A 22,286-nucleotide genomic window follows, 5' to 3' on the forward strand; every position below is an offset into this window, starting at 1 on the left:
GCACCGGCGCAGAGCATCCGGCAGGAGAACTACCCTGGACCCATGCGTCAGTTCCTGCTCTATGCCGTGATCCGCCTGGGCCTGTGGGCCCTGATCTGGTGGCTGCTGACCCTGCTCGACGTCGGGGTGATGCTGGCCGGGGTGCTGGCGGCGCTGATCGCCATGCTGCTCTCGATCCTCTTCCTGGAGCGGCTGCGCGACGGCGCGGCGATGCGGTGGAAGGGCGCCCATGAACGGCGGGTGGAGCGCCGCGGGGTGCAGGTCGACGAGGACGCCGAGTACGAGGACTCCCTGCTGGACGCCGCGGGGACGGACCCCGAGGAGCCGGCCGGTCCCGCGCAGCAGCTGCCGGACCTCGAGGATCCGGACGACGCCAGCGGAGACGTCGGAGGAGAAAGCACAGGAGACGTCAGAGGAGAAGACCGCTGAGCAGCAGCAGCGAATAGACCAGCTCGAGCCGGCCGGTCGCCCCCAGCACCGGGATCAGGTCACGCCCGGCGGCGCCGCGGAGCACCGTGCGCACCGGAGAGATCGCGAGCGGCAGCGCCAGCAGCACCAGCGCCGCTGGCAGGTGCTCCGCGATCACCGGCGCCATCAGCACGAAGGGCACCAGCAGCGTGGCGGTGTACAGCCATCGGGTGCCGCGCTCGCCCAGTCGTACCGCGAGGGTGCGCTTGCCGGAGAGCTCGTCGGTGGGGATGTCGCGCAGATTGTTGGTGAGCATCAGCGAGACGGCCAGCAGACCGATCGCGACCGAGGCCAGCAGCGCCACCCAGGTGGGCTGCTGGGTGATCGCGTAGGCGGTGCCGTTGACGGCCACCAGGCCGAAGAAGATGAACACGAACAGCTCGCCCAGGCCCAGGTACCCGTAGGGCTTCTTCCCGCCGGTGTAGGACCAGGCAGCGATGATCGCGGCGGCACCGATCACCAGCGCCCACCAGATCTGGGCCACGGCGATGAGCGCCAGCCCGAACACTCCGCCGAGGGCCAGGGAGAGGATCGCGGCCCGCTTGACGGTCGCGGGCTGCGCGGCGCCGGAGCCGGTCAGGCGGAAGGGGCCCACCCGGTCATCGTCGGTGCCGCGGATCCCGTCGGAATAGTCATTGGCGAAGTTCACGCCCACCTGCAGGGAGAACGACACAGCCAGGGCGAGCAGTGCCCTCGGGATCACCAGGGACCAGTCGACCTCCCCGTGCAGGCTCTCCAGCTGCCACACCGCGGCACCGGTGCCCGCGGCAACCGGGGCGAGCGCCGCCGGGAGGGTCCGGGGTCGGGCGCCCTGCACCCACTGCGACAGGCTGGCCATCGTGCTCCTCATGAAGATCGAGGGCCGCCGCGCGACGGCCCGTTCGAGGATACGCCGCGGTCACAGCACCGAACCGCTCCCGTGGCCGACGGCACAGCAGGTGGCGGTCCAGCGAGCGCGGCAGCTCAGCCGCCAGCTCGGCCGGCAACTCGGCCGCCAGCTCAGCCGGCGGCGAGGCGGCGGGCGGCGGCACGGTCGATCTTGCCGATCCCGAGCAGCGGCAGCTCATCGACCACGTGCACCCGCTTGGGGATCATGTGCGCGGGCACCTCGCTGGTGCGCAGTGCCGAGCGCACCAGGGAGCTCGCCTCCGCCGGGTCCATCCCGGGCTCCAGGGCCACCAGCGCCTCGACCCGCTGCCCCCACTCGGGATCCGCGACCCCCACCACGACGCTCGCGCGCACCATCCCGCGCAGCATCAACGAGCGGTCGATGGCGCGCTCCACGTCCTGGGGGAGCACTTTCCGGCCGCCGGTGTTGATGACATCATCGGCGCGGCCCAGCACCGCCAGCCCGCCGTCAGGGCCCAGCTCGGCGAGGTCCGAGGTGCGGAAGCCGCGCGGGGACCCGGCGCTGAAGGGGCCGTGGTCGGTGCCGCCGTCGGCCGTGAGATACCCGAGCGCCAGGGTGGGGGAGAAGATCAGGAGTCGACCCGCCCCGGCGGCGTCCGGCTGCTCGAGCCGCAGCTCCACACCGGGCAGGGGAGCCCGGTCGTAGACGCAGCCGCCCGCGGTCTCCGAGGAGCCGTAGGTGGTGCGCACGGCGATCTTCTGCGCTCGAGCCCGGGCGAGGACGTCCGGGCTGGTCGCAGCGCCGCCCACCAGCACAGCGGCGAAGCGCTTGAGCAGACCGCGGGCGCGGGCGTCGGCGCCCGTGACCCCGGTGACGATCCGGGTCAGCTGGGTGGGCACCAGGGAGGTGATGGCCGGCAGCCCCGCCTGCTCGGCCTGCTCCAGGACGGGCCCGGCGAGCTCGGCGAAGGCGGCGGCATCGAAGTGACCGCGCAGATCTGGCAGCGGTGCGGGCAGTGCCGGGGCCTCCAGGCCGAGGACCTGCGCCGTGCGGTGCGCGCGGGCGATCACCTGCACCCCGGCGATGTGGGTGGGCGGCAGCAGCGGCAGCCAGAAGCCATGACCGCGGGTGCGCGGGGCGGTGCCGTCGGCCGCGAAGAGCTCCGCGGTGGCATCCTGCGAGGCCAGCAGTGCCTCCCGGGTGAGAGCCACGGCCTTGGCGGTGCCGGTGGAGCCGGAGGTGGGCACCACCAGGGCGGTGTCCTCGAAGCCGGCGGGCAGCTGCGTGGGCGGGGCGAAGGGGCCCAGCCAGAGCCGGGCCCGCCCGGCCATCACCTCGCCGATCGCGCCGACGTGGGCGGTCAGCGAGGCGGCAGAGGCATCATAGGCCGGGGGGACCAGCCAGGGCAGCGCGGCAGGTGAGGAGTGCACGGCGGGAGCGGAGATCACAGCGCCGGTTCCCTCAGCCCTGCGGGTGGGGGAAGTGGGACCAGTCGGGGTCTCGCTTCTCGAGGAAGGCGTCGCGGCCCTCAGCGGCCTCGTCGGTCATATAGGCCAGGCGGGTCGCCTCCCCGGCGAACACCTGCTGGCCCATCAGCCCGTCATCGGCGAGATTGAAGGCGAACTTCAGCATCCGGATCGCCTGCGGGGATTTGGTGGCGATGGTCGCCGCCATCTCCAGCGCCACATTCTCGATCTGAGCGTGATCGACCACGCGGTTGACCGCGCCCCAGTCGTAGGCGTCCTGGGCGGAGTACTCCTCGGCGAGGAAGAAGATCTCCCGGGCCCGCTTCTGACCCACCTGCTTGGCGAGATAGGCGGAGCCGTAGCCGCCGTCGAAGGAGCCGACGTTCGCATCGGTCTGCTTGAACCGGGCGTGCTCGCGGGAGGCGATCGAGAGGTCCGAGACCACGTGCAGAGAATGCCCACCGCCCGCAGCCCAGCCATTCACCAGCGAGATGACGACCTTGCCCATGGTGCGCATCAGGCGCTGCACCTCGAGGATGTGGAGCCGGCCGGAGGAGCCGGTCCGCACCTGCGCGGTGTCGCCGTACTCCTCCTCCGCCGCGTATTCGTAGCCTGCGCGGCCCCGGATCCGCTGGTCCCCGCCAGAGCAGAAGGAATGGCCGCCGTCCTTGGGAGAGGGGCCGTTGCCGGTGAGCAGGATGACGCCCACGCCGGTGTCCAGCCGCGCATGGTCCAGCGCCCGGTACAGCTCGTCGACTGTGTGTGGGCGGAAGGCGTTGCGCACCTCGGGGCGGTCGAAGGCGATCCGCACGGTGGGCAGGTCCCGCTCGGTGCGCTCCCCATCGGCGGACTCGATCCGCTGGACCGCCCGATGGTAGGTCAGGTCGGTCAGCGCGGGCCCGCCGTGCTCGCTCGCGGGCACCTCCCGCCAGAGGTGCGGATCGAAGGTGTCGGAGACCCGACGGGGCAGCGGAGCAGGCGGGGTGGTCATGGAAGCCAGGGTAGTCCGGCCGCCGTCGACTGAGGATCGCCGACGAGCCGGCCGTAGGTCAGCACGTCCAGGCGCTCCCCGTCGATGAGGAACTTCCCCCGCTCGGTGCCCTCGTGAACGAAACCCGCCGCGCGGGCCACGGCGCCGGAGGCGGGATTGTTCGCGCGGTGGCCGAGCTCGAGGCGCTCCAGCCCCCACCCTCCTAAGGCCGACGGCGCCAGCGCGCAATCGGCGACCGCTGCCGCCGCCCGGGCAGCCAATCCGCTCCCGCGGTGCGCGGCATGGAGCCAGTAGAAGAACCAGCCGTTCCGGTTCTCCTCGTCGATGCTGATCGCGACCAGGCCCACGAGAACGTCGTTCCCATCGACGATCGCGGTCGCCCGGCGCTCAGAGGACAGCAGCCACGCCGTCTGCTCCCGAGCCTGTTCGAGAGTGGTCACGGTGCCCTGCCGGGCCATGTCCGGCGCGGAGCGGTAGGCCTCCAGGAGGTCAGGAGAATCGTCCGTGCGCACGGGACGCAGCCGGTAGCCGTGGGCTGGGTCCGGAGGAAGAGGCCGGGCGGAGGGTGTGGGAGAGTCCGGGAGGAAGGGCGCGGTCACGGTGCCATCCTCTCGGCTTGGTCTCGACGCCGCCACCTCATTACCCTCGAGGGCATGAGAATCCCCTCCGCCCTGCGCGAGCGCGGCATCGATCGCGTCCACGCGTGGTCGATCCCCATGACCACTCGCTTCCGCGGCATCGCCGAGCGCGACGGCCTGCTGCTGCACGGCCCGGCCGGATGGTCGGAGTTCTCCCCGTTCTGGGACTACGACGCGGAGGAGTCCGCTGCCTGGCTGCGCGCCGCGCTCGCCGACGCCACCACCGAACGCCCCGCCCCGCTTCGCGACCAGATCGAGGTCAACGCGACCATCCCCGTGGTCCCCGCGGTGCTCGCCCATCGCATCGCGACCGTCGGCGGAGCCCGCACCGCGAAGATCAAGGTCGCCGATCCGGGATCGACCCTCGCCGAGGACGCCGAGCGGCTCGAGGCGGTGCGTGACGCGATGGGCCCCGCCGCCCGCCTGCGGATCGACGCCAATGCCGCCTGGACCCTCGAGGAGGCACTCACAGCACTGCCCGTGCTGGAGCGCGCCGCCGGCGGTCTCGAGTACGCCGAGCAGCCCTGCGCCGAGCTTGCGGACCTCGCAGCCCTGCGCCGCGCCCTCGGCATTCCCATCGCCGCAGACGAATCCGTGCGCCGCGCCGAGGACCCGCTGCTCGTCGCCCGCGCCGAGGCCGCTGACCTGCTGGTGATGAAGGTCCAGCCCCTCGGGGGAGTGCAGCGCTGCCTGGAGCTGGCCGAACAGGCCGGCCTGCCGGTGGTGGTCTCCTCCGCGCTCGAGAGCAGCGTGGGACTCAGCGCCGGCCTCGCCCTCGCCGCCGCGCTGCCGGAGCTGCCCTATGCCTGCGGTCTCGCCACCGCCACGCTGCTCACCGGCGATCTCGTCGACGAGCCGCTCCGCGCGGCGCAGGGTGTCCTGCCCGTGGACCGCCCCGAGCCGGCTCCTGAGCTGCTGGAGCGCCACGCCGCGGGCGCCGAGCTCACCGCCCGCTGGGAGCAGCGCCTCGAGGCGTGCACCGCGCAGCTCTGACTCGACGCTCGCCGCGGTGCTGACCCCGCGCGCATTACGCTGACGGGGTGCTTGAGCGAACCTCCCTGACCACCCCGCCCGCGTGGATCGACGCCCCCGTGCCCACAGGCTCCGGGGCGGTCGACCAGTCCGTGGCGCTCTGGAGCGCGCTGGCAGCGCTCGGCGTGCGCGAGGCTGTGATCGCCCCCGGCTCCCGATCGGCCCCGCTGGTCTACGCCCTGGCCGTGGAGGGGAACGCGGAAAGGATCCGCGCTCACGTGCGGATCGACGAACGGGCGGCGGCCTTCACGGCGCTCGGGCTGAGCCGTCAGGACCCGGCGCATCCGGCAGCGGTGGTCACGACCTCGGGCACCGCCACCGCGCACCTGCATGCCGCGGTGATGGAGGCCCACCACTCCCGGATCCCGCTGCTGGTGCTCACTGCGGATCGTCCCGCCGAGCTGCGGGAGGTGGGTGCCAATCAGACCACCCGGCAGGCCGGGATGTTCCGCTCCCTGGTGCGCCTGGCCGTGGACCTGCCGGCTCCTGCGGCCGTCCAGGCGAGCCCCCTCGAGCTGCGCACCGCCGTCTCCACCGCTGCGAGGGCGCTGGCCGCGGCGACGGCGGAACATCCGGGCCCGGTGCACCTGAATCTCTCCTTCCGGGACCCGCTGGTGCCGCGCCCACAGGCCGGTGACTCACCGGACCACGACTCGACCCGGAGCGCTTCCGAACCCTCCCGTGAGCGGATCGTGCTCACCCACCGCGCCCACCCGGTGGCACCTGCCCCGCAGCCGGTGCCGGTCGATGACCGCACGGTGGTCGTCGCAGGGGACGGCGCAGGTCCCTCCGCCGCCGAGTTCGCTGCCCGCCACCAGCTGCCGCTCCTGGCCGAACCGAGCTCCGGTGCGCTCCACGGGGTGAGCCTGGTGCCCCGCTATCCCGCGCAGCTGCGCGCCGTGATGGCTGATCCGGAGCATCTGCTGCGACCGCAGCGGGCGATCGTCTTCGGCCATCCCACGCTCTCCCGTCCCGTCGTCGGCGCCCTGCTCGGGGCCGAGGACGTCGAGGTGATCGTGGTGGATCCGCACCTGGACTGGCCCGACGTCGCCCGCCGGGCGCGACTCGTGGTCCCTGCCGCGGTAGGGCAGGAGACGCTCCCCGTGGACGAGACACGGCGCACCGAGCGGCTGGCGGCCTGGGCAGAGGCGGCCACCGCTGCCGCAGCGGCGCTGCCGATGACCTGGCAGCAGCACGCCGCGCTCGCCGTCTGGGAAGCCTCCGGCCCAGAGGACGTGCTGGTGCTCGGCTCCTCGAGCCTGATCCGCGACCTCGAACAGCACGCAGGCCCGAGCGCGGCCCGGGTCATCGCCAATCGTGGTCTGGCCGGTATCGACGGCACCGCCGCGATGGCCGGAGGCATCGCCCTGGCCCTGCAGGCCCTGCAGGCCCAGCTGGCGCAATCGGCGCAGCCGGCTCAGCCGGCTGAGCGGGCCCCCGACACGCGGGACGCTCCCGGACGCGTGCGGGCGCTGGTCGGCGACCTCACGGCCCTGCACGACCTCACCGGGCTGATCATCGGACCGGAGGAGGAGACTCCAGAGCTGGACCTGATCGTGGTCGATGACGGCGGCGGCCGGATCTTCTCCGGACTCGAGCATGCCGCGGCCCCGCCCGCGCTGCTGCGACGTTTCTTCACGACCCCGCACGGGGTCGATATCACCGCCGCGGCCGCTGCGCTCGGGGCGACAACCCAGCAGGTCACCCCTCAGACGCTCCCGGCCGCTCTGGCCGAGCCGGCCCACGGTCTGCGCGTTCTGGTCGTCCAGGAGACATCCAGCAGCATCCCGAGGAACTCTTGAACAGGGATGCTGATATGGACCCCATGAAGGACGAGCGCGCTTCGCACGAGGATGATCACTTCTCCGCCTCCGGGCAGCCCTGGCAGTCAGAGTCTCCGGCTTCCGACCCTCTGGCTCCCGACTCTCGGACCGATCAGGGCACCTCCCCCTCGGCCACTGCCGAGGTGTCGAACCCTGCAGCCGTGTCCGCTGCAGCCACTCCCACCACCGCGATCCCCGCCGTCTCGACCCCTGACCCCGCAGGCACCGCCGCCACCGCCGGCACCGTCATGAGCGGTGCAGCTGCGCCTGCTCCTGGACCAGCACCTGCTCCGTCGCGTCGCGGGCCGGGCTGGGGCGGGGTGACCGGTCTGGTGGCGCTCGGGATGCTGCTCTCCAGCGGGGCGACGCTCGGGGGAGTGGTCGCCTACGACCAGCTCAGCGGCTCCGATCTCGCCCCCATCGTGCAGGAGGCCCCCGTCTCGAGCGCCGAGGCCCGACCGGCCGCGCTGTCCAGCGGCGAGGACGCTGATTGGGCGAGGATCGCCGAGCTGGTCGGGCCCAGTGTGGTGGCGATCCACGTCTCCACCGGCAGCGGCACCAGCCAGGGCACCGGCGTGATCCTCGACGAGCAGGGCACGATCCTGACCAACAACCATGTCGTCGATGGAGCCCAGGGCGTCGAGGTCACCACGAGCGACGGGCTCAGCTACCCGGCCTCGATCGTCGGCACCGACTCCATCACGGACCTCGCCGTGCTCCGGATGGACTCCGCGCCTGGGGACCTCCAGCCCGCCGCCTTCGCCGACTCGACGACGGTCGAGGTCGGGCAGCCGGTGATGGCGCTGGGCACCCCGCTGGGACTGCGGAACACGGTCACCACCGGCATCGTCTCCGCCCTGGACCGTCCGGTCACCGCCTCCGGGGAGGAGTCCGACGGGTCCGACACCACCTATTCGTCCGCGATCCAGACCGATGCCGCGATCAACCCCGGCAACTCCGGCGGCCCGCTGGTGGACGCCGCCGGCCAGGTGATCGGGATCAACACCGCGATCGCCGGGATCCCCAACGCCTCCGGTCAGGCCGGCAGCATCGGACTGGGCTTCGCGATCCCGTCGAACACCGCGACGATGATCGCCCGCCAGCTCCAGGAAGATGGCACCGCCGAGCACGCCTTCCTCGGAGTGACCAGCAAGGATGGATCCTCCTCGGAGGGTGGAGCGACCCATCGTGGGGCCGAGGTCGTCAGCGTCGAGCAGCAGAGTCCCGCCTCCGAGGTCGATCTGCGGGAAGGCGATCTCATCATCGAGGTCGACGACGTCCCGGTCGGCGGTGCCGCGGCGCTCACGGGCGTGGTGCGCGGGCTCGAGATCGATTCGACGCACCGCTTCGAGGTGGTGCGGGATGGTGCCGTGCAGACGCTCGAGGTCACCCTCGGGGTGCGTCCCTCCTGAGCCTCAGGCGGAGGATTCTCCGCGCAGGGCGCGCAGCATCGGCCGACACTTCGCGAGCGCCTCAGCATGCTCGGAGACGGGATCCGAGGCGGCGACCAGGCCCCCACCGGCCTGCATCACCACCGTCCGGTCATCGACCAGGTGCGCCATCCGCAGCGCGATCGCCCACTGCCCGTCCCCGCGGGCGTCCATCCAGCCCACCGGAGAGGCGTAGCCGCCGCGGTCCTGGGGCTCGAGCCGCGCGATGATCTCGTCGGCCTCTTCCCGCGGCGTGCCGGACACCGCAGCCGAGGGGTGCAGGCGCGAGGCCACATCGAGGCTCGTGGTGCCGTTCCGCAGCCGTGCTGAGACGTCCGAGGCGAGATGCTCCAGTCCCGGCAGGCGCAGCACGAAGGGCTCAGGCGAGACCTCGATCTCCTCCGCCAGGCCGGCCAGCCGGTCCACCACGGAATCGACGGCGAAGGCATGCTCGGAGCGCTCCTTCGCATCGGCGCGGAAGGCGCGGCGGTCCACCTCGTCGAGCTCGCCGTCGTCGGCCACCGGGCGGGAGCCGGCCAGCACCCGCGAGAAGACCCGGCCGTCCTCGGTCTGGGCGAGCATCTCGGGGCTCGCGCCCACCACATCCTCGAGGTGATACACCCAGGTGCTCGGATAGGCGCGGGCCAGCCGGGTGAGCAGCACCGCAGGCTCGAGGGGGACGCGGCTGCGCACGGTGGTCCGCTCGGAGAGCACCACCTTCGCGGCGCGGCCCGCGTGGATCTCGAGAATCGCCTCCTGCACCAGCGCCTGGTACTCCTCCGGGGTGTGGTCGGCCTCCAGGTCGAACTGGTCGGGGCCCGCCGCGGACACCGGGGGCGAGGGGAAGAGGTCCCGCCAGGAGGTGGGCAGCGAGGGCTCCTCGTCGACGCCGACGACGGTGAGGAAGGCCTCGCCGTCGTGCACGCCGAGCAGAGCGCGCGGCACCATCAGCGTCGAGGGGCGCTGCGAGGCGTCGGCATAGGAGAAGCTGCCCAGCGAGATCAGCCCGCTGGTGCGCACCCGCACCTCGTCATCGACCCGGGCGCGGTCGGCCATCTCGCGGAATGCGGCGCTCGCGGCGGTGAAGCGGTGAGGGCCGGTGGTCTGCACGGACCAGGCCGTGCCCAGGGCCACCACTCCCTGGCCGTGACGGATCCAGGCACCGCTGACCTCGGCGGGGACGTGCTCGAGCAGGTCGACCGGGTCCTCGATCCGCTGGGTGCGCACGAACAGGGTCGCCGCGGGGGCGTCGGGGGCATGGAGCGGGGCAGACATCCCCGTCATTATGCGACACCGCAGCCGCTCTGGGCCGTGACCCGCGTCCCGTGGCCAGATGCGCCGAGCCGCTGCTGCGAGGTGCGACCATGGACCGGCGACCCCGCCCGAGGGGCGTGCGGAGCCGCTCCCGGCCCCGCGTCCCCGTCCCCTCACTTCCTGAAGGAGCGAGCACGTGAGCAGCACCGCCGAAAGCATCGCGACACCTCTGGTCCGCGGTGTCCTCGGGGCGCTCACCTCGCTCGGCATCGCCGTCGCCGTCGTGGTGGTGCCGGCGCTGGCCGCACAGGTCGCCGGGACCGCGTCGACCGCGACCGCGCTCGACGCGATCATCATCTCCCTGAACCTGCTGATCCTCGGGCACGGCGGCGGCATCATGCTGAGCACCGGGGTGATCGACGGCGCCGTGACGCTGACCCCCTTCGGCCTGTTGCTCCTGCTCGTGCTGCTGTCCGCCAGCGCCATGCGACGGGTGGGCCGGGCGCTGCGGCCGGTGCGGGACGACGGCCTGCTGCGCACCGGCGCGCTGCGTGACGTCGGCTCCGCGCTGGGCATGTACGCGCTGGTCTATGCGATCGGACTGGCGCTGGTGGCCAGCATCGGTCGCAGTGCGGACTCCTCGCCCATGGTCACCTCCGCGGTGGTCTCCGGGGCGATGGTCGCGGTGACCGGTGGTCTGATCGGGCTGCTGTGGTCCCTGCGCCGGGAGCCGACGGAGTCGGTGCCCGGGGTGCGGGTCCTGGACCTGCTGCCCGCACCGTATGGCGATATCGCACGCTCCGCGCTGCTCGCGGTGACCGGGCTGCTCGGCGTCGGCATGGCGGTCGTGGTGGTGATGCTCCTGCTCTCCGTGCCGGCGCAGTCCGCGCTGTTCGACGGCCTCGCCCCCGGCCCCGTCGGCGGGCTCGTGCTCGCTCTGGTCCAGCTCGCCCTGCTGCCGCTGCTCGCGGTGTGGGCGCTGACGGTGGTGCTCGGCGGCACCGTGGGCGTCGGGACGGCCACCGGCATCTCCCTGGCCGGTGCGGAGACCGGCGTGTTGCCCGCGCTGCCTCTGCTGGGTGCGCTGCCGGCTCCCGGGTCCTTCCCCGGGTGGGCCTGGGTGCTGATGATCCTGCCCGCGATCCCGGTGGCGCTGGGGGCGGTGCGACTGGTGCGCGACGTCGCCGCCCTCGAGCGGCGCGACCGGATCACCGCCTGGGTGGCGTATCCGCTGGTCGTCATCGTCGCCCTGCTGCTGCTTGCCGGTCTGTCCACCGGCGGCATCGGTGACGGGCGCCTGGTGCATCTGGGACCGCAGATGAGCACCCTGGTGCTCCCGCTGATCGGGGTCGTGGTGCTCACCACAGCCGTCGTGCTCGGGGTGCTCGCGACCCCGCTGATCCCCTGGACCCGCGATGCGTTCCGGTCCATGCGGGAGCGGGTCGAGGCAGCGGAGCGCACCGAGCGAAGTGGGGACGCCGGAGGTGGAGAGGACGCCGGTGGCGAGGACACTGCGACGGCGGACGGGGCGGAGTCGGCGGACAGCTCAGCAGTCGAGGACGTCCCCGAGCCCGTGATCCTTGCGACCGCCGACGCCGTGAAGCTCGACGCTGAGAAGATTGGCGCAGGGCGGAACCGTGCAGGGAAGACGGACGCGGGGAAGACCGGCGCAGGGAAGACCAGCGCAGAGGCGAGCGCCGACCTCGAGCCTGATGCCTGGTCGCTCGATACCGAGGATGCCTCGGACCCCGCGCAGCCCGGCTCGGGGATCAGCCGCCGAACAGACCGCTGATCCACTGGGCCATGGAGCCCTGAGCGGCGTCGTCGCACTGGATCCGGGCCTGCTCGGTGATCGCCGTCGAGCGGCACTCCTCGAGCTCGGCCATCGGTCCGTAGAACAGGATGCTGAGTGTCGCGCCCGCGATGATCAGCAGCGTCGCCGGCACGCCCAGCAGTGCACCGATCACCGCCATCGAATAGCGCCGTTCCCTGATCGACAGCACGATCACCGGGATCAGCAGTCCCAGGGCGACCAGGCCCGTGATTCCGGACAGCAGCGAATACGGCAGCGGGGAGAGCATCAGCAGCCAGGAGGCCAGCATCGCCAGGGTCAGCCCGCCCACCAGGCGGGGGCGGCGCCGCGATGCCTGGTCCTGCTTCGGGCCGGGGGAGGAGTCGCTGTTCATCGAGTCCATTGTGCCCGTTCGCGCGCGCAGGCACGGCCAACCCGGTTCTCTATCGCCGACTCGTCACCACGCGCTCGTCGAACGGGTCTGTCGGTCGGACCCGTCGGCCGCACCCGTCAGTCGGGCCCGTCAGCTGCATCCGTCGGCCGGGCCTGTCGGTCGCACCTGTCGGCTGCAGCCGTCAGCCGCACCCGTCAGCCGCACCCGTCGTCCTGACCTGTTCGAGGGAATGCGGCCCGCGCAGCTCGTCGTGGCTGCTGCAGGAGGACTGCGATGACTACTCTGGAGCGGTGAACCGCCTCCCCGTCGTCGTCCTCATCTCCGGTACCGGCTCCAACCTCGCCGCCCTGCTCGCCGCCGCGCGCGGCGAGGACTGTCCCTATGAGGTCGTCGCCGTGATCGCCGACCGCGATGCCACGGGCCTCGAGCATGCCCGGGCCGCTGCCATCCCCACCGAGGTGGTGTCACTGTCCGCGCATCCGGACCGCGACGCCTGGGATCAGGCGCTCGTCACCGCTGTCGCGGCGCACAGCCCGCACCTGGTGGTGCTGGCCGGCTTCATGAAGCTCGTGGGGCCGCCGCTGCTGGAAGCCTTCGGCGGGCGGATCATCAACACCCACCCCGCGCTGCTGCCCTCCTTCCCCGGAGCTCACGGGGTGCGCGACGCGCTCGCGCACGGGGTCAAGGTCACCGGCTGCAGCGTGATCGAGGTCGATGCCGGTGTGGACACCGGACGGATCCTCGCCCAGACCGCCGTGGAGGTGTTCGACGAGGACACGGAGGAGACCCTCCACGAACGGATCAAGGCCGTCGAGCAGCCGCTGCTGGTCGAGGTTGTGCGGCGTCTCACCGCGGCTGGCTGAGCCGAAGGGGCCTACGGGCCCCGGCTAGGATGGCGGCACACGACTGGCGAAGGTGGGGGACCACCGGGGAGTGACGAGCGTGGACATCGACCGCCTGGGTGCCCGCAGCAGCAGATCCGAACAGGAGCACGCCCCGTGAGCACCGCAGAACGCCGCCCCATCCGTCGAGCCCTCATCTCCGTCTTCGACAAGACCGGCATCGTCGACCTCGCCCGCACCCTCGCGCAGAACGGCGTCGAGATCGTGTCGACCGGCTCTACCGGGTCCACGATCCGTGACGCAGGCATCGCCGTCACCGACGTCGAGAGCGTGACCGGCTTCCCCGAGATGCTCGACGGCCGGGTCAAGACCCTCCACCCGCGCATCCACGGCGGGATCCTCGCCGATCAGCGGCTCGACGCGCACCGCACCCAGCTGGCCGATCACGACATCGCACCCTTCGACCTGGTCGTGGTGAACCTGTACCCGTTCAGCGAGACGGTCGCCGCCGGGGGCACCTTCGACGAGATCATCGAGAAGATCGACGTCGGCGGCCCCACCATGGTGCGCGCCGCAGCGAAGAACTTCGCCTCCCTCGCCGTCGTCGTCGACCCGGAGGTCTACCGGATCGCCGCCGAGGCCGCCGAGGCCGGCGGGTTCACCCTCGCTGAGCGCCAGGAGCTCGCGACCATCGCCTTCACCCGCACCGCCGAGTACGACGACGCGATCAGCGACTGGATGCTCGAGCAGCTCGAGGACACGGCCGAGGATGACACCCCGACCGGCGCCGACGACCAGGCAGACTCCGACGAGGACGGCTCCTTCGACGACGACGAGGACATCTCCATCCTCGACCTCTCCGATGCCGACGCCGCCGAGCTCGGCATCACCGCGACCCTGCGCTACGGCGAGAACCCGCACCAGCGGGCGCGTCTGGCCGTCACCGACGAGAGCGCCCCGGGCCTGGCCGGCGCAGAGCAGCTCGGCGGCAAGGAGATGAGCTACAACAACTACGTCGACGCCGACGCCGCCGTGCGCGCGGCCTACGACCACGACCGTCCGAGCGTCGCCGTGGTCAAGCACAACAACCCCTGCGGCATCGCGGTGGCCGACGAGTCCGAGGACATCGCACTCGCCCATGCCCGCGCCCACGGCACCGATCCGGTCTCCGCCTACGGCGGTGTCATCGCGACCAACCGTACGGTCACCCTCGCCATGGCCCAGCAGGTCAAGCCGGTCTTCACCGAGGTCATCCTCGCCCCCGGTTATGAGGACGAGGCGCTCGAGCTGCTGCGCACCAAGAAGAACCTGCGGATCCTGCGACTGGTGGGGGAGTACTCCCGCAGCGTCGAGATGCGTGAGATCTGGGGCGGGATGCTGATCCAGGACGCGGACACCATCGCCGCTGAGGGCGACGATCCTTCGCAGTGGACCCTCGCCGCGGGCGACGCGGCGGATGCCGCCACCCTCGCGGACCTCGCCTTCGCCTGGCGCTCGGTGCGGGCTGTGAAGTCCAACGCGATCCTGCTGGCCAAGGACTCCGCAGCGGTCGGCATCGGGATGGGCCAGGTCAACCGCCTGGATTCGTGCCGTCTTGCCGTCGCCCGTGCGAACAGCCTGGGACAGGCCGCCGACGGTGCCGCGGTGCCTGAGCGGGCCCGCGGTGCGGTCGCCGCGTCGGACGCGTTCTTCCCCTTCGCCGACGGTGCACAGATCCTGCTCGACGCCGGCGTGCGCGCGATCGTCCAGCCGGGCGGCTCGATCCGCGACGAGGAGGTCATCGAGGCCTGCCGTGCAGCCGGGGTGACCATGTACCTCACCGGGACGCGCCACTTCGCGCACTGAGCCGGTCGCCCGCCCCGGCGGCGGGGACTCTCGCCGGGGCGGTGCAGGCATCCGCGCCCGCGGAACCGGCGTCCCGCTCACGCGGGGCGCCGGTGCCCCCATCGCGCATGTCGAGGGGCCCTCTAGTTCACCGAATGGACATGCGGGGCCTCTAGAGTTGGACCCATACACCAGCGTACGAAGGAGCGACCGTGAAGATCCCTGACAACCAGAGCCTGCGCGAGTACATCGAGCATCTGCGCGAAGAGGGGTACTCGGTCCTCGACGGGCACACTCCGGACCCGGATCTCATCGACCCTCAGGGCAATCCCGTCTACACCTGGCAGGAGGGATACCCGTACGAGACCCGCATGGACCGGGACGAGTACGAGCGCGAGAAGTACAAGCTCCAGGTCGAACTGCTGAAGTACCAGTACTGGCTCGAAGACAACGATCAGAAGTCGGTCATCATCTTCGAGGGGCGGGACGCGGCCGGCAAGGGCGGCACCATCAAGCGCTTCACCGAGCACATGAACCCGCGCACCGCCCGGGTGGTGGCGCTGAACAAGCCCAGCGACCGCGAGCGCGGCCAGTGGTACTTCCAGCGCTACATCCAGCATCTGCCCACCGATGGCGAGATGGTCATGTTCGACCGCTCCTGGTATAACCGGGCCGGAGTCGAGCGGGTGATGGGCTTCGCCACGCCCGAGCAGTACGAGACGTTCATGAACCAGGTGCCCTACTTCGAGCGGATGCTGGTCGATTCCGGCATCCACCTCACCAAGTTCTGGTTCTCCGTCTCCCAGAAGGAGCAGCGCACCCGCTTCGCGATCCGCCAGCTGGATCCGGTGCGGCGGTGGAAGCTGTCCCCGATGGACCTCGAGTCCCTGGACCGCTGGGAGGCGTACACCGAGGCGAAAGAGGAGATGTTCCGCCGCACGGACAAGAAGTACGCGCCCTGGACCATCATCCGCTCGAACGACAAGAAGCGGGCGCGGCTGAACGCGATGCGCTACTTCCTCTCGCAGTTCGAGTACGAGGACAAGGACCACGAGGTCGTCGGGCTCCCCGATCCCAAGCTCGTCATGCGCGGCAAGATGGAAGAGGCCGACGAGTGAGCTGATGCTCCCTCGGCGCGCCCGCATATACCGTGCGCGCACGCACGCACCCCTCCCGCACTCGCACGCACCGACACGCCAGCCCAGAACACCGGCAGCTCCCGTTCGGGGACGGAGCCGGTGTTCTCGGTCGGCGTGTCGCGGTCGAGAGTGAGGGGCGGGGGAAGGGCGAGGGGAGCGATGGGAGTCAGCCCTCCGTGATCGGCTCCTCGGGCAGGCGGGCGATCTCCCCCGAGTCCAGCCACTCCTCCGAGAGCGCCGGCAGGGTGCCGGTGGGGGTGGTGCGGTGCGGGCGGGTCATCGAGGCCGGGGACAGCAGTGCCTTCAGCCGGGTCTCGTCCAGGAGGCCTCGCTCGAGCACCAGATCGGCGACGGGACGGCCGGTGTCCAGGGCGGTGGCGGCCACATCGGTCGCGGCGGCGTAGCCGATCACCGGCACCAGCGCGGTGACCACGCCGATCGAGCGGCGCAGGTGGTCCTCCAGGATGTCCTCGTTCAGGGTGATGCCGGCGATGCAGCGATCGGCGAGCGTGTTCATCGCCCGGGTCATGATGCGCGTGGACTCGAGGATGTTGAACGCGATGACCGGCTCGAAGGCGTTCAGCTGCAGCTGCCCGCCCTCGGCGGCGAAGGCCACCGTGAGATCGTTGCCGATCACCTCGAAGGCGACCTGGTTGACGACCTCCGGGATCACCGGATTCACCTTGCCCGGCATGATCGAGCTGCCCGGCTGCACCGCGGGCAGATTGATCTCGTGGAAGCCGGCCCGCGGGCCCGAGGACAGCAGGCGCAGGTCGTTGCAGATCTTGGAGATCTTCACCGCGATGCGGCGCAGGATCCCGGAGAAGGTCACGAACGCGCCGGTGTCGCTGGTGGCCTCGACGAGGTCGATCGAGACCATGAAGTCGATGCCGGTCAGGGACGAGAGCTCCTCGGTGGCACGCTGCGCGTAACGCGGATCCGTGGTGATGCCGGTCCCGATCGCGGTGGCCCCGAGGTTGATCTCCTGGAACGCCGACGCGGTGCGGGTGAGTCGCTCGACGTCCTCCTCGATCGTGGTGGCCCAGGCGTTGAACTCCTGGCCCACGGTCATCGGGACCGCGTCCTGCATCTGGGTGCGACCCATCTTCAGGATCTCGGAGTACTCCGCGCCCTTGGTGCGGAGGGTGGAGATCAGATGCTCCATCGAGTCCACCAGAGCCGGGAACGTCAGCAGGATCGCCAGCCGCAGCGAGGTGGGGTACACGTCGTTCGTGGACTGGGAGAGGTTGACGTGGTTGTTCGGATGGAGGTGCTCGTACTCGCCCTTGGCGTGACCGAGGATCTCCAGCGACCGGTTCGCGATCACCTCGTTCGCATTCATGTTGGTGCTCGTGCCGGCGCCGCCCTGGATCATGTCCACCACGAAGTGCTCGTGGAGCTCACCGCCGGCGATCTCGGAGCAGGCCTGCTCGATAGCGGCCGCTCGCTCGTCATCGAGCGCTCCGAGACCGTGATTCGCGCGGGCCGTGGCCCGTTTGACCTGGGCGAGTGCCTCGATCAGTCGGGGGAAGTGGCTCAGCGCCACATCGGTGATGTGGAAATTCTCCTGCGCACGCAGGGTCTGGACACCGTAGTAGGCATCGGCGGGCACTTCGCGATCGCCGAGCAGATCATGCTCCGTGCGGGTCGCAGTACCGGTCATCGCACCGGGGATGGTCATGTGAAGGAGTCCTCCAGGTCGCTCTGCGGTCGACGGCGCTGCCGACCACGGCCAGGGTAGCCGCGTCGGGGCCGACGCGAGGACCGTACGGCGTGGACCGTACGATGGGTCCGTGTCCGAGCGTCGTTCCCCCACCACCCTCGCCGCCGCCTTCCAGCGGCAGGCGGTGCTGACTCTTGCCCTGTGCGCACTGGGTGCGGTCGTGGCGATCGCCGTGCTCGCCTCCGTGCCGCTGGCCGGGCTGCTGCTGGCCGCGCTGCTGGGGGTGCTCGCCGTGCTGAGAGCGGTGCTTCCGGTGCGGGCGGTCGGGGCGCTCGCGGTCCGCTCCCGAGGGCTGGACGTGGTGGTGCTGCTGCTGCTCGCCATCTCCCTTGCTGTGCTGTCCGCCTCGCCCAACCTCTGACCTCCGGCCTGACGCCACCTCTCCGCTGACGTCTCCGCTGACGCCAGCTCTCCGCTGACGTCACTGCGGTCCTCCTCGTTGACGGACGTGCTGCGCCGCGGCGCAGCAGCACCGCGCGGACCGGTCGGCGCGGTGAAGCGTCAGGCTGTGAGGCGTCAAGCGGCCCGCGGAGTGTTCCAGGTCCCGGCGCGTGTGGCACGATCGGTGGGTGCCCACCGACTCCACCCGGCTCCATGCCGTGTTCGACCTCGCCATGAGGATCGGCGAGGGCCTGCTCACCAACGGCGCCGCGGCCTCCGAGGTCACGGCGACCGTGCTGCGGGTGACCAGCTCCTCCGGTCGTCGCAACGTCTCGGTGCAGGTGACGTTCAACGAGGTGACGATCTCCTACCTGGCGGACGAATCCGCCACTCCCTTCACCAGGGTGCGCTCCGCGAGCGAACGGGTGCAGGACTTCGCCCGGCTGGCCGCCTTCGAGGACATCTCCCACGGCTACCTCTCCGGAGAGCTGCCGCTGGACGAGGCGCGCCGTCAGGCCTCCGCGATCCCGCAGCGCCAGCCTCTGTACCGCATCCCCCTGGTGGTCGCCGGCTTCGCCGTCATGGGCGGGGCCGCGGCGCTCTTCTTCGGAGCGGGCAGCCTCGTGGTGCTTGCGGCGACCCTCTCCGCCGGGCTGCTGATCGCGATCGGCGAGCTGTTGGCGCGATGGAACATCCCGCCCTTCTACAGCCAGGTGCTGGGGGGCTTCATCGCGGTGGGGGGCGCAGTGCTCGTGGCCCTGCTCGATGAGAGCGCGAACCCTTCGACGGTGGTGATCTCCTGCATCATCGTGCAGCTGGCCGGGCTGAGCTCGATCAGCGCCGTCCAGGACGCGGTCACCGGCTGGTATGTCACCGCGGCCGGACGCATGCTCGAAGCGCTGATGCTCACCGTCGGCCTCGTGGCCGGGGTCCGCGGAGGCATGTTGCTCGCCGACCTGGTCGGCGCGGATATCTCGGTCAGCGCAGCCCTTCCCCTCACCCTCACCACAGCGGTGGTGGTGATCATCTCCGGGCTGGGCATGGGGCTCGGCTACGGGGTCGGCACGCAGGTGCCCGCCCGGCTGCTCTTGTTCGCGGCGCTGGTCGCTGGGGGCTCCGGGATCCTCGCGCATCTGCTGTCCGGCCTGCTGCTGGACCGCACCGTCGCCGTCGCCCTGGCGGCCTTCGGCACCGGCATGGTCTCCACGGCGCTCGCAGATCGGCTGCGCGCCCCGTCCCTCGCCTTCGTGATGGCCGGCGTGATCCCGCTGGTCCCCGGCAGCCTCATCTACCGCGGCCTGCTGGGGCTGGGCGATGATCTCGGCACCGGCGTCGCCGATCTGCTGGGAGCCGCCGAGATCGCGGTCTCGATCGCGGCCGGGGTGGTGCTGGGGCAGCTGCTCGCCTCGCGCCTGATGCCCTACATCCGCCGCACCGGGATCGCGTACACCCCGGCGATCTCCTCGCCGTTCACCACGCTGCGCCGCCGCCGCCTCTCTCTGGGCTCGCGCGGGCAGCGGCGTCGTCGTGGCGCGCCGGTGATCGAGCCGTCTACGATGACCGGCGAGATGACAGCGCTGTCCTCCACGATGTTCGAGGACCCGTCCTTCCTGGCGGATCTCGATCCGCCCTCGGACCTCGAGGACGGTTCGCGGCGGCGCACCGACCCCGAGGAGCCCTCGTGAGCACCACCGCCTTGAGCACCACCGCCGTGAGCGCCACCGCACAGATCGCCGTCGGCGGATATTCGCGCAGCGGCACGGGCCGCGGCCCGGGTCTGACCCTGCTGAAGCTCACCCTCGAGGATCCCCACGCCGTGCCTGCGGTGGAGCAGCTGGCGGTGGTGGATCTCGCCGATCCCTCCTTCGTGCTCTGGAACGAGGACGGCACGCTGCTGTACGCGGTGCTCGAAGGGGACCCCACCCGGGTGGCCGCGGTGCGGGTGAGCGCCGACGGGTGCGCGGCGGAGGTGCTCGGAGAGCTTGCCGTGGACGGCTCCGGGGGCTGTCATCTGAGCTTCGGCACGGACCGGTCCACGCTGGTCATCGCGCAGTACGGGGCGGGCAGTGTCGTCACGGTGCGGCTGGATGCGGACGGCGTCCCCCTCGAGCAGATCGATCTGGACGACCATCACGACTACAGCGACGGAGAGGACCCGCATCCGCACCAGGTGGTCCCGCTGCCCGGTACCGAGGTGCTCGCAGTGCCGGATCTCGGCCTGGATCGGGTGCTGCTCTACCGCCAGGACGTGGAGGGAATGATCAACCTCAGCGGGGAGATCCCGCTGCGGCGGGGCAGCGGACCACGACATCTCGCCCCGGACCACGAATCGGAGCAGCTCTACATCGCCTGCGAGCTCTCGGGGATGGTCGCCACCGCATCCCGGGACGAGCCCGCACCGCAGCTCACCCGTGGTGCCGCCGGCCGGGACCCGCGGGCCGGACATCGCTGGAGCGTGCGCTCGATGACCCCGGCCAGCAGTCATGAGGGTCCCAATGCGCTCTCCCACATCGAGCTCGCGGCAGAGGAGTCGCTGCTGGTGGTGGCCAACCGGGGCCCGGACACGCTCTCCCTGCTCTCGCTGGCCATGATGCGGCCGCAGCTGGTGGCGGAGATCGAGGTCGGGGCGCATCCGCGGCACTTCACCCAGTGGGGCGAACTGATCCTGGTCGCCGCGCAGGAAGGGGACTGCATCGATGTGCTCAGGCGCGCGGGGGAGCGGCTCGAGGTGGTGGGGGAGCCGATCCCTGTTCCGTCGGCGGCGTGCCTCGCGGTGCGTCCCTGAACGTTGCTCCTCGGCTCTTGTCGAGATGACGGTTAGACTCTCGGACGCCGAGCCGGACAGGGCGCGCTTCCCGCTGCGCCGCCGGCTCCTCACCGCTTCGGAAGGAACCCCCATGATCTCTGCCGCTTCTCCCGCCGCCGCTGCGCGACTCGGAGCAGATCCGGCCGCGGTCGAGCTGTCCGCCGCCCCGGACCGCTCGGAGGCCGCGGATCACGCCGCACAGCTGTTCATCGAGTCCTTCGGCTACGAGCCCGACGGAGTGTGGTCCGCGCCCGGCCGGGTCAACATCATCGGCGAGCACGTCGACTACCAGGACGGGCTGTGCCTGCCGATGGCGATCTCGCACCGCTGCTTCGCGGCGGCGGCGCGCACCCCCACGGATCGGCTGCGGGTGCGCTCGGCGCAGGACGAGACGGTCCTGGACATCGATGCGCGTGCGCTCACGCCCGAGGCTGTCACCGGCTGGCCGGCCTATGTGGCGGGTGTGCTGTGGGCGCTGCGCTCCCGGATCTCGGGGGCCTCGACCCGCGGGATGGACATCATGATCGACGGTCAGGTGCCGCTGGGTGCCGGGCTCTCCAGCTCCGCGGCGCTCGAATGCGCCGCTGCCGAGGCCATCGAGGCGCTGCTGAGCCTCGGCACCGAGCCGCTGGACCGGGTGCGGGCTGCGATCACCGCCGAGACCGACTTCGCCGGGGCCTCCACCGGCGGTCTGGACCAGTCCGCCTCGGTGCTCTCACGCGAGGGGCATGCCCTCTTCCTAGACTGCCGTGACTTCTCCACCCGTCCGGTGCCGTGGGACCTCGCTTCGCAGGGCCTCGCCCTGCTGATCACGGACACCCGCGCCGAGCACTCCCATGTCGATGGCGAGTACACGGCACGCCGTGCGGACAGCGAGCGCGCGGCGCAGGCCCTGGGCGTGCCGACGCTGCGGGACGTCGACCCCGCACAGCTGGACGAGCAGCTCACCCGGATCGACGACGAGGTGGTGCGCCGTCGCGCCCATCACGTCATCACCGAGATCCAGCGGGTGCGGGAGTTCGACGCCCTGCTCGCCGCCGGCACCGTGCGCGAGCAGGTGACGGACCTCGGCGCCCTGCTGAACGCCTCGCACGACTCCCTGCGCGAGGACTACGAGGTGACCGTCCCGCAGCTCGACGTCGCGGTCGAGGCCGCGCGGGGGGCGGGTGCCCACGGTGCGCGGATGACAGGCGGCGGCTTCGGCGGCTCGACCATCGCTCTGGTCGAGGCGCAGCAGGCCCCGCAGGTCGCGGCGGCGATCGCTGCGGCATTCGCCGAGCATGGCTTCGACGCCCCGGAGTTCTTCCTGGCACTGCCCTCGGAAGGCGCCGGGCAGGACCGCTGACACGCCGGCCACGTCTGCAGACGCCGACTGCGACAGCCGAGGGGGACCAGATCCTGCTGGTGACCACCGGATTCGACGAGGCCGCTGC

Annotated in this window: 19 protein-coding genes and 1 riboswitch; of the genes, 12 read left to right on the top strand and 7 right to left on the bottom strand. The window is 71.4% G+C overall.

All coding sequences use genetic code 11. The annotated features are described in order from the left end of the window. Positions 1–42 precede the first annotated feature (42 nt). Complete coding sequence (locus ACT3SQ_RS02410; protein WP_442332296.1) at positions 43–429, top strand: DUF4229 domain-containing protein; 387 nt, start codon at positions 43–45, stop codon at positions 427–429. On the opposite strand, the gene ACT3SQ_RS02415 is transcribed toward ACT3SQ_RS02410, so the two are convergent. The 4 genes from ACT3SQ_RS02415 to ACT3SQ_RS02430 form a co-directional block, all read right to left on the bottom strand. Further along, positions 410–1,306, bottom strand: coding sequence for a 1,4-dihydroxy-2-naphthoate polyprenyltransferase (locus ACT3SQ_RS02415; protein ID WP_442332297.1), 897 nt, complete (start codon positions 1,304–1,306; stop codon positions 410–412). The two genes, ACT3SQ_RS02410 and ACT3SQ_RS02415, sit on opposite strands and share 20 nt — an antisense overlap. A gap of 161 nt (positions 1,307–1,467) precedes the next feature. Further along, positions 1,468–2,766, bottom strand: coding sequence for an AMP-binding enzyme (locus ACT3SQ_RS02420; RefSeq protein WP_444502199.1), 1,299 nt, complete (start codon positions 2,764–2,766; stop codon positions 1,468–1,470). A gap of 13 nt (positions 2,767–2,779) precedes the next feature. Next, the gene (locus ACT3SQ_RS02425; RefSeq protein ID WP_444600790.1) at positions 2,780–3,775 is read right to left on the bottom strand and encodes a 1,4-dihydroxy-2-naphthoyl-CoA synthase; all 996 of its coding nucleotides are present in this window, start codon (positions 3,773–3,775) and stop codon (positions 2,780–2,782) included. Then, positions 3,772–4,374, bottom strand: a complete 603-nt coding sequence (locus ACT3SQ_RS02430; RefSeq protein ID WP_441444443.1) for a GNAT family N-acetyltransferase — start codon at positions 4,372–4,374, stop codon at positions 3,772–3,774. The genes ACT3SQ_RS02425 and ACT3SQ_RS02430 overlap by 4 nt, the downstream gene beginning before the upstream one ends. 54 nt (positions 4,375–4,428) lie before the next feature. Here ACT3SQ_RS02430 and ACT3SQ_RS02435 point away from each other — a divergent pair, with 54 nt between their 5' ends. From ACT3SQ_RS02435 to ACT3SQ_RS02445, 3 genes are all read left to right on the top strand, one after another. Beyond that, the gene (locus tag ACT3SQ_RS02435) at positions 4,429–5,406 is read left to right on the top strand and encodes an o-succinylbenzoate synthase (RefSeq protein WP_441444444.1); all 978 of its coding nucleotides are present in this window, start codon (positions 4,429–4,431) and stop codon (positions 5,404–5,406) included. A gap of 47 nt (positions 5,407–5,453) precedes the next feature. Beyond that, entirely contained in the window at positions 5,454–7,247 is a 1,794-nt protein-coding gene (gene menD, locus ACT3SQ_RS02440; RefSeq protein WP_444600791.1) for a 2-succinyl-5-enolpyruvyl-6-hydroxy-3-cyclohexene-1-carboxylic-acid synthase, read from the top strand. A gap of 182 nt (positions 7,248–7,429) precedes the next feature. Continuing rightward, the gene (locus ACT3SQ_RS02445; protein WP_444600792.1) at positions 7,430–8,680 is read left to right on the top strand and encodes a S1C family serine protease; all 1,251 of its coding nucleotides are present in this window, start codon (positions 7,430–7,432) and stop codon (positions 8,678–8,680) included. A gap of 3 nt (positions 8,681–8,683) precedes the next feature. Here ACT3SQ_RS02445 and ACT3SQ_RS02450 read toward each other — a convergent pair whose 3' ends face one another. Next, positions 8,684–9,973 (bottom strand): isochorismate synthase, encoded by a 1,290-nt coding sequence (locus ACT3SQ_RS02450; protein WP_444600793.1) that lies wholly within the window; start codon positions 9,971–9,973, stop codon positions 8,684–8,686. 175 nt (positions 9,974–10,148) lie between these two features. Between ACT3SQ_RS02450 and ACT3SQ_RS02455 the strand changes: the two genes are divergently transcribed. Beyond that, a complete protein-coding gene (locus ACT3SQ_RS02455) occupies positions 10,149–11,744 on the top strand; it encodes a cell division protein PerM (RefSeq protein WP_444600794.1) in 1,596 nt (531 codons plus the stop codon). Here the strand turns inward: ACT3SQ_RS02455 and ACT3SQ_RS02460 are convergent. Continuing rightward, positions 11,722–12,138: a hypothetical protein gene (locus ACT3SQ_RS02460; RefSeq protein WP_442332576.1), complete on the bottom strand. Its 417-nt coding sequence runs from the start codon at positions 12,136–12,138 to the stop codon at positions 11,722–11,724. The two genes, ACT3SQ_RS02455 and ACT3SQ_RS02460, sit on opposite strands and share 23 nt — an antisense overlap. Positions 12,139–12,428: 290 nt before the next feature. Between ACT3SQ_RS02460 and purN the strand changes: the two genes are divergently transcribed. The 3 genes from purN (at position 12,429) to ppk2 (ending at position 15,922) form a co-directional block, all read left to right on the top strand. Further along, positions 12,429–13,001: a phosphoribosylglycinamide formyltransferase gene (purN, locus tag ACT3SQ_RS02465; protein ID WP_441444450.1), complete on the top strand. Its 573-nt coding sequence runs from the start codon at positions 12,429–12,431 to the stop codon at positions 12,999–13,001. 29 nt (positions 13,002–13,030) lie between these two features. Next, a riboswitch (ZMP/ZTP riboswitch) is annotated at positions 13,031–13,108 on the top strand. A 28-nt stretch (positions 13,109–13,136) separates the two neighbouring features. Then, entirely contained in the window at positions 13,137–14,825 is a 1,689-nt protein-coding gene (gene purH / locus ACT3SQ_RS02470) for a bifunctional phosphoribosylaminoimidazolecarboxamide formyltransferase/IMP cyclohydrolase (RefSeq protein WP_442332574.1), read from the top strand. A 191-nt stretch (positions 14,826–15,016) separates the two neighbouring features. Next, positions 15,017–15,922 (top strand): polyphosphate kinase 2, encoded by a 906-nt coding sequence (gene ppk2 / locus ACT3SQ_RS02475; RefSeq protein ID WP_442332573.1) that lies wholly within the window; start codon positions 15,017–15,019, stop codon positions 15,920–15,922. 187 nt (positions 15,923–16,109) lie between these two features. Here ppk2 and ACT3SQ_RS02480 read toward each other — a convergent pair whose 3' ends face one another. Then, positions 16,110–17,624 carry an aspartate ammonia-lyase gene (locus tag ACT3SQ_RS02480; protein WP_442332572.1) on the bottom strand — a complete coding sequence of 505 codons (1,515 nt, stop codon included), beginning with the start codon at positions 17,622–17,624 and terminating at the stop codon, positions 16,110–16,112. 112 nt (positions 17,625–17,736) lie between these two features. Between ACT3SQ_RS02480 and ACT3SQ_RS02485 the strand changes: the two genes are divergently transcribed. From ACT3SQ_RS02485 to galK, 4 genes are all read left to right on the top strand, one after another. Further along, complete coding sequence (locus tag ACT3SQ_RS02485) at positions 17,737–18,027, top strand: DUF3017 domain-containing protein (protein WP_441446244.1); 291 nt, start codon at positions 17,737–17,739, stop codon at positions 18,025–18,027. A 208-nt stretch (positions 18,028–18,235) separates the two neighbouring features. Further along, a complete protein-coding gene (locus tag ACT3SQ_RS02490) occupies positions 18,236–19,732 on the top strand; it encodes a threonine/serine ThrE exporter family protein (RefSeq protein WP_444592095.1) in 1,497 nt (498 codons plus the stop codon). Then, positions 19,729–20,832, top strand: coding sequence for a lactonase family protein (locus tag ACT3SQ_RS02495; RefSeq protein ID WP_444502123.1), 1,104 nt, complete (start codon positions 19,729–19,731; stop codon positions 20,830–20,832). The genes ACT3SQ_RS02490 and ACT3SQ_RS02495 overlap by 4 nt, the downstream gene beginning before the upstream one ends. Before the next feature lie 112 nt (positions 20,833–20,944). Continuing rightward, the gene (galK, locus tag ACT3SQ_RS02500; protein WP_444502122.1) at positions 20,945–22,198 is read left to right on the top strand and encodes a galactokinase; all 1,254 of its coding nucleotides are present in this window, start codon (positions 20,945–20,947) and stop codon (positions 22,196–22,198) included. The last annotated feature ends 88 nt before the right edge of the window (positions 22,199–22,286 follow it).

It is taken from the genome of Brachybacterium sp. AOP42-C2-15, from assembly GCF_052377065.1.
Lineage (GTDB): Bacteria > Actinomycetota > Actinomycetes > Actinomycetales > Dermabacteraceae > Brachybacterium.

What these genes read in the sequence shown, in the direction of transcription:
- ACT3SQ_RS02410 (WP_442332296.1), top strand. Translation starts at nt 43, where the DNA reads ATGCGTCAGTTCCTGCTCTATGCCGTGATCCGCCTGGGCCTGTGGGCC.
- ACT3SQ_RS02415 (WP_442332297.1), bottom strand. Translation starts at nt 1,306, where the DNA reads ATGGCCAGCCTGTCGCAGTGGGTGCAGGGCGCCCGACCCCGGACCCTC.
- ACT3SQ_RS02425 (WP_444600790.1), bottom strand. Translation starts at nt 3,775, where the DNA reads ATGACCACCCCGCCTGCTCCGCTGCCCCGTCGGGTCTCCGACACCTTC.
- ACT3SQ_RS02435 (WP_441444444.1), top strand. Translation starts at nt 4,429, where the DNA reads ATGAGAATCCCCTCCGCCCTGCGCGAGCGCGGCATCGATCGCGTCCAC.
- ACT3SQ_RS02450 (WP_444600793.1), bottom strand. Translation starts at nt 9,973, where the DNA reads ATGTCTGCCCCGCTCCATGCCCCCGACGCCCCCGCGGCGACCCTGTTC.
- ACT3SQ_RS02460 (WP_442332576.1), bottom strand. Translation starts at nt 12,138, where the DNA reads ATGAACAGCGACTCCTCCCCCGGCCCGAAGCAGGACCAGGCATCGCGG.
- ACT3SQ_RS02480 (WP_442332572.1), bottom strand. Translation starts at nt 17,624, where the DNA reads ATGACCATCCCCGGTGCGATGACCGGTACTGCGACCCGCACGGAGCAT.
- galK (WP_444502122.1), top strand. Translation starts at nt 20,945, where the DNA reads ATGATCTCTGCCGCTTCTCCCGCCGCCGCTGCGCGACTCGGAGCAGAT.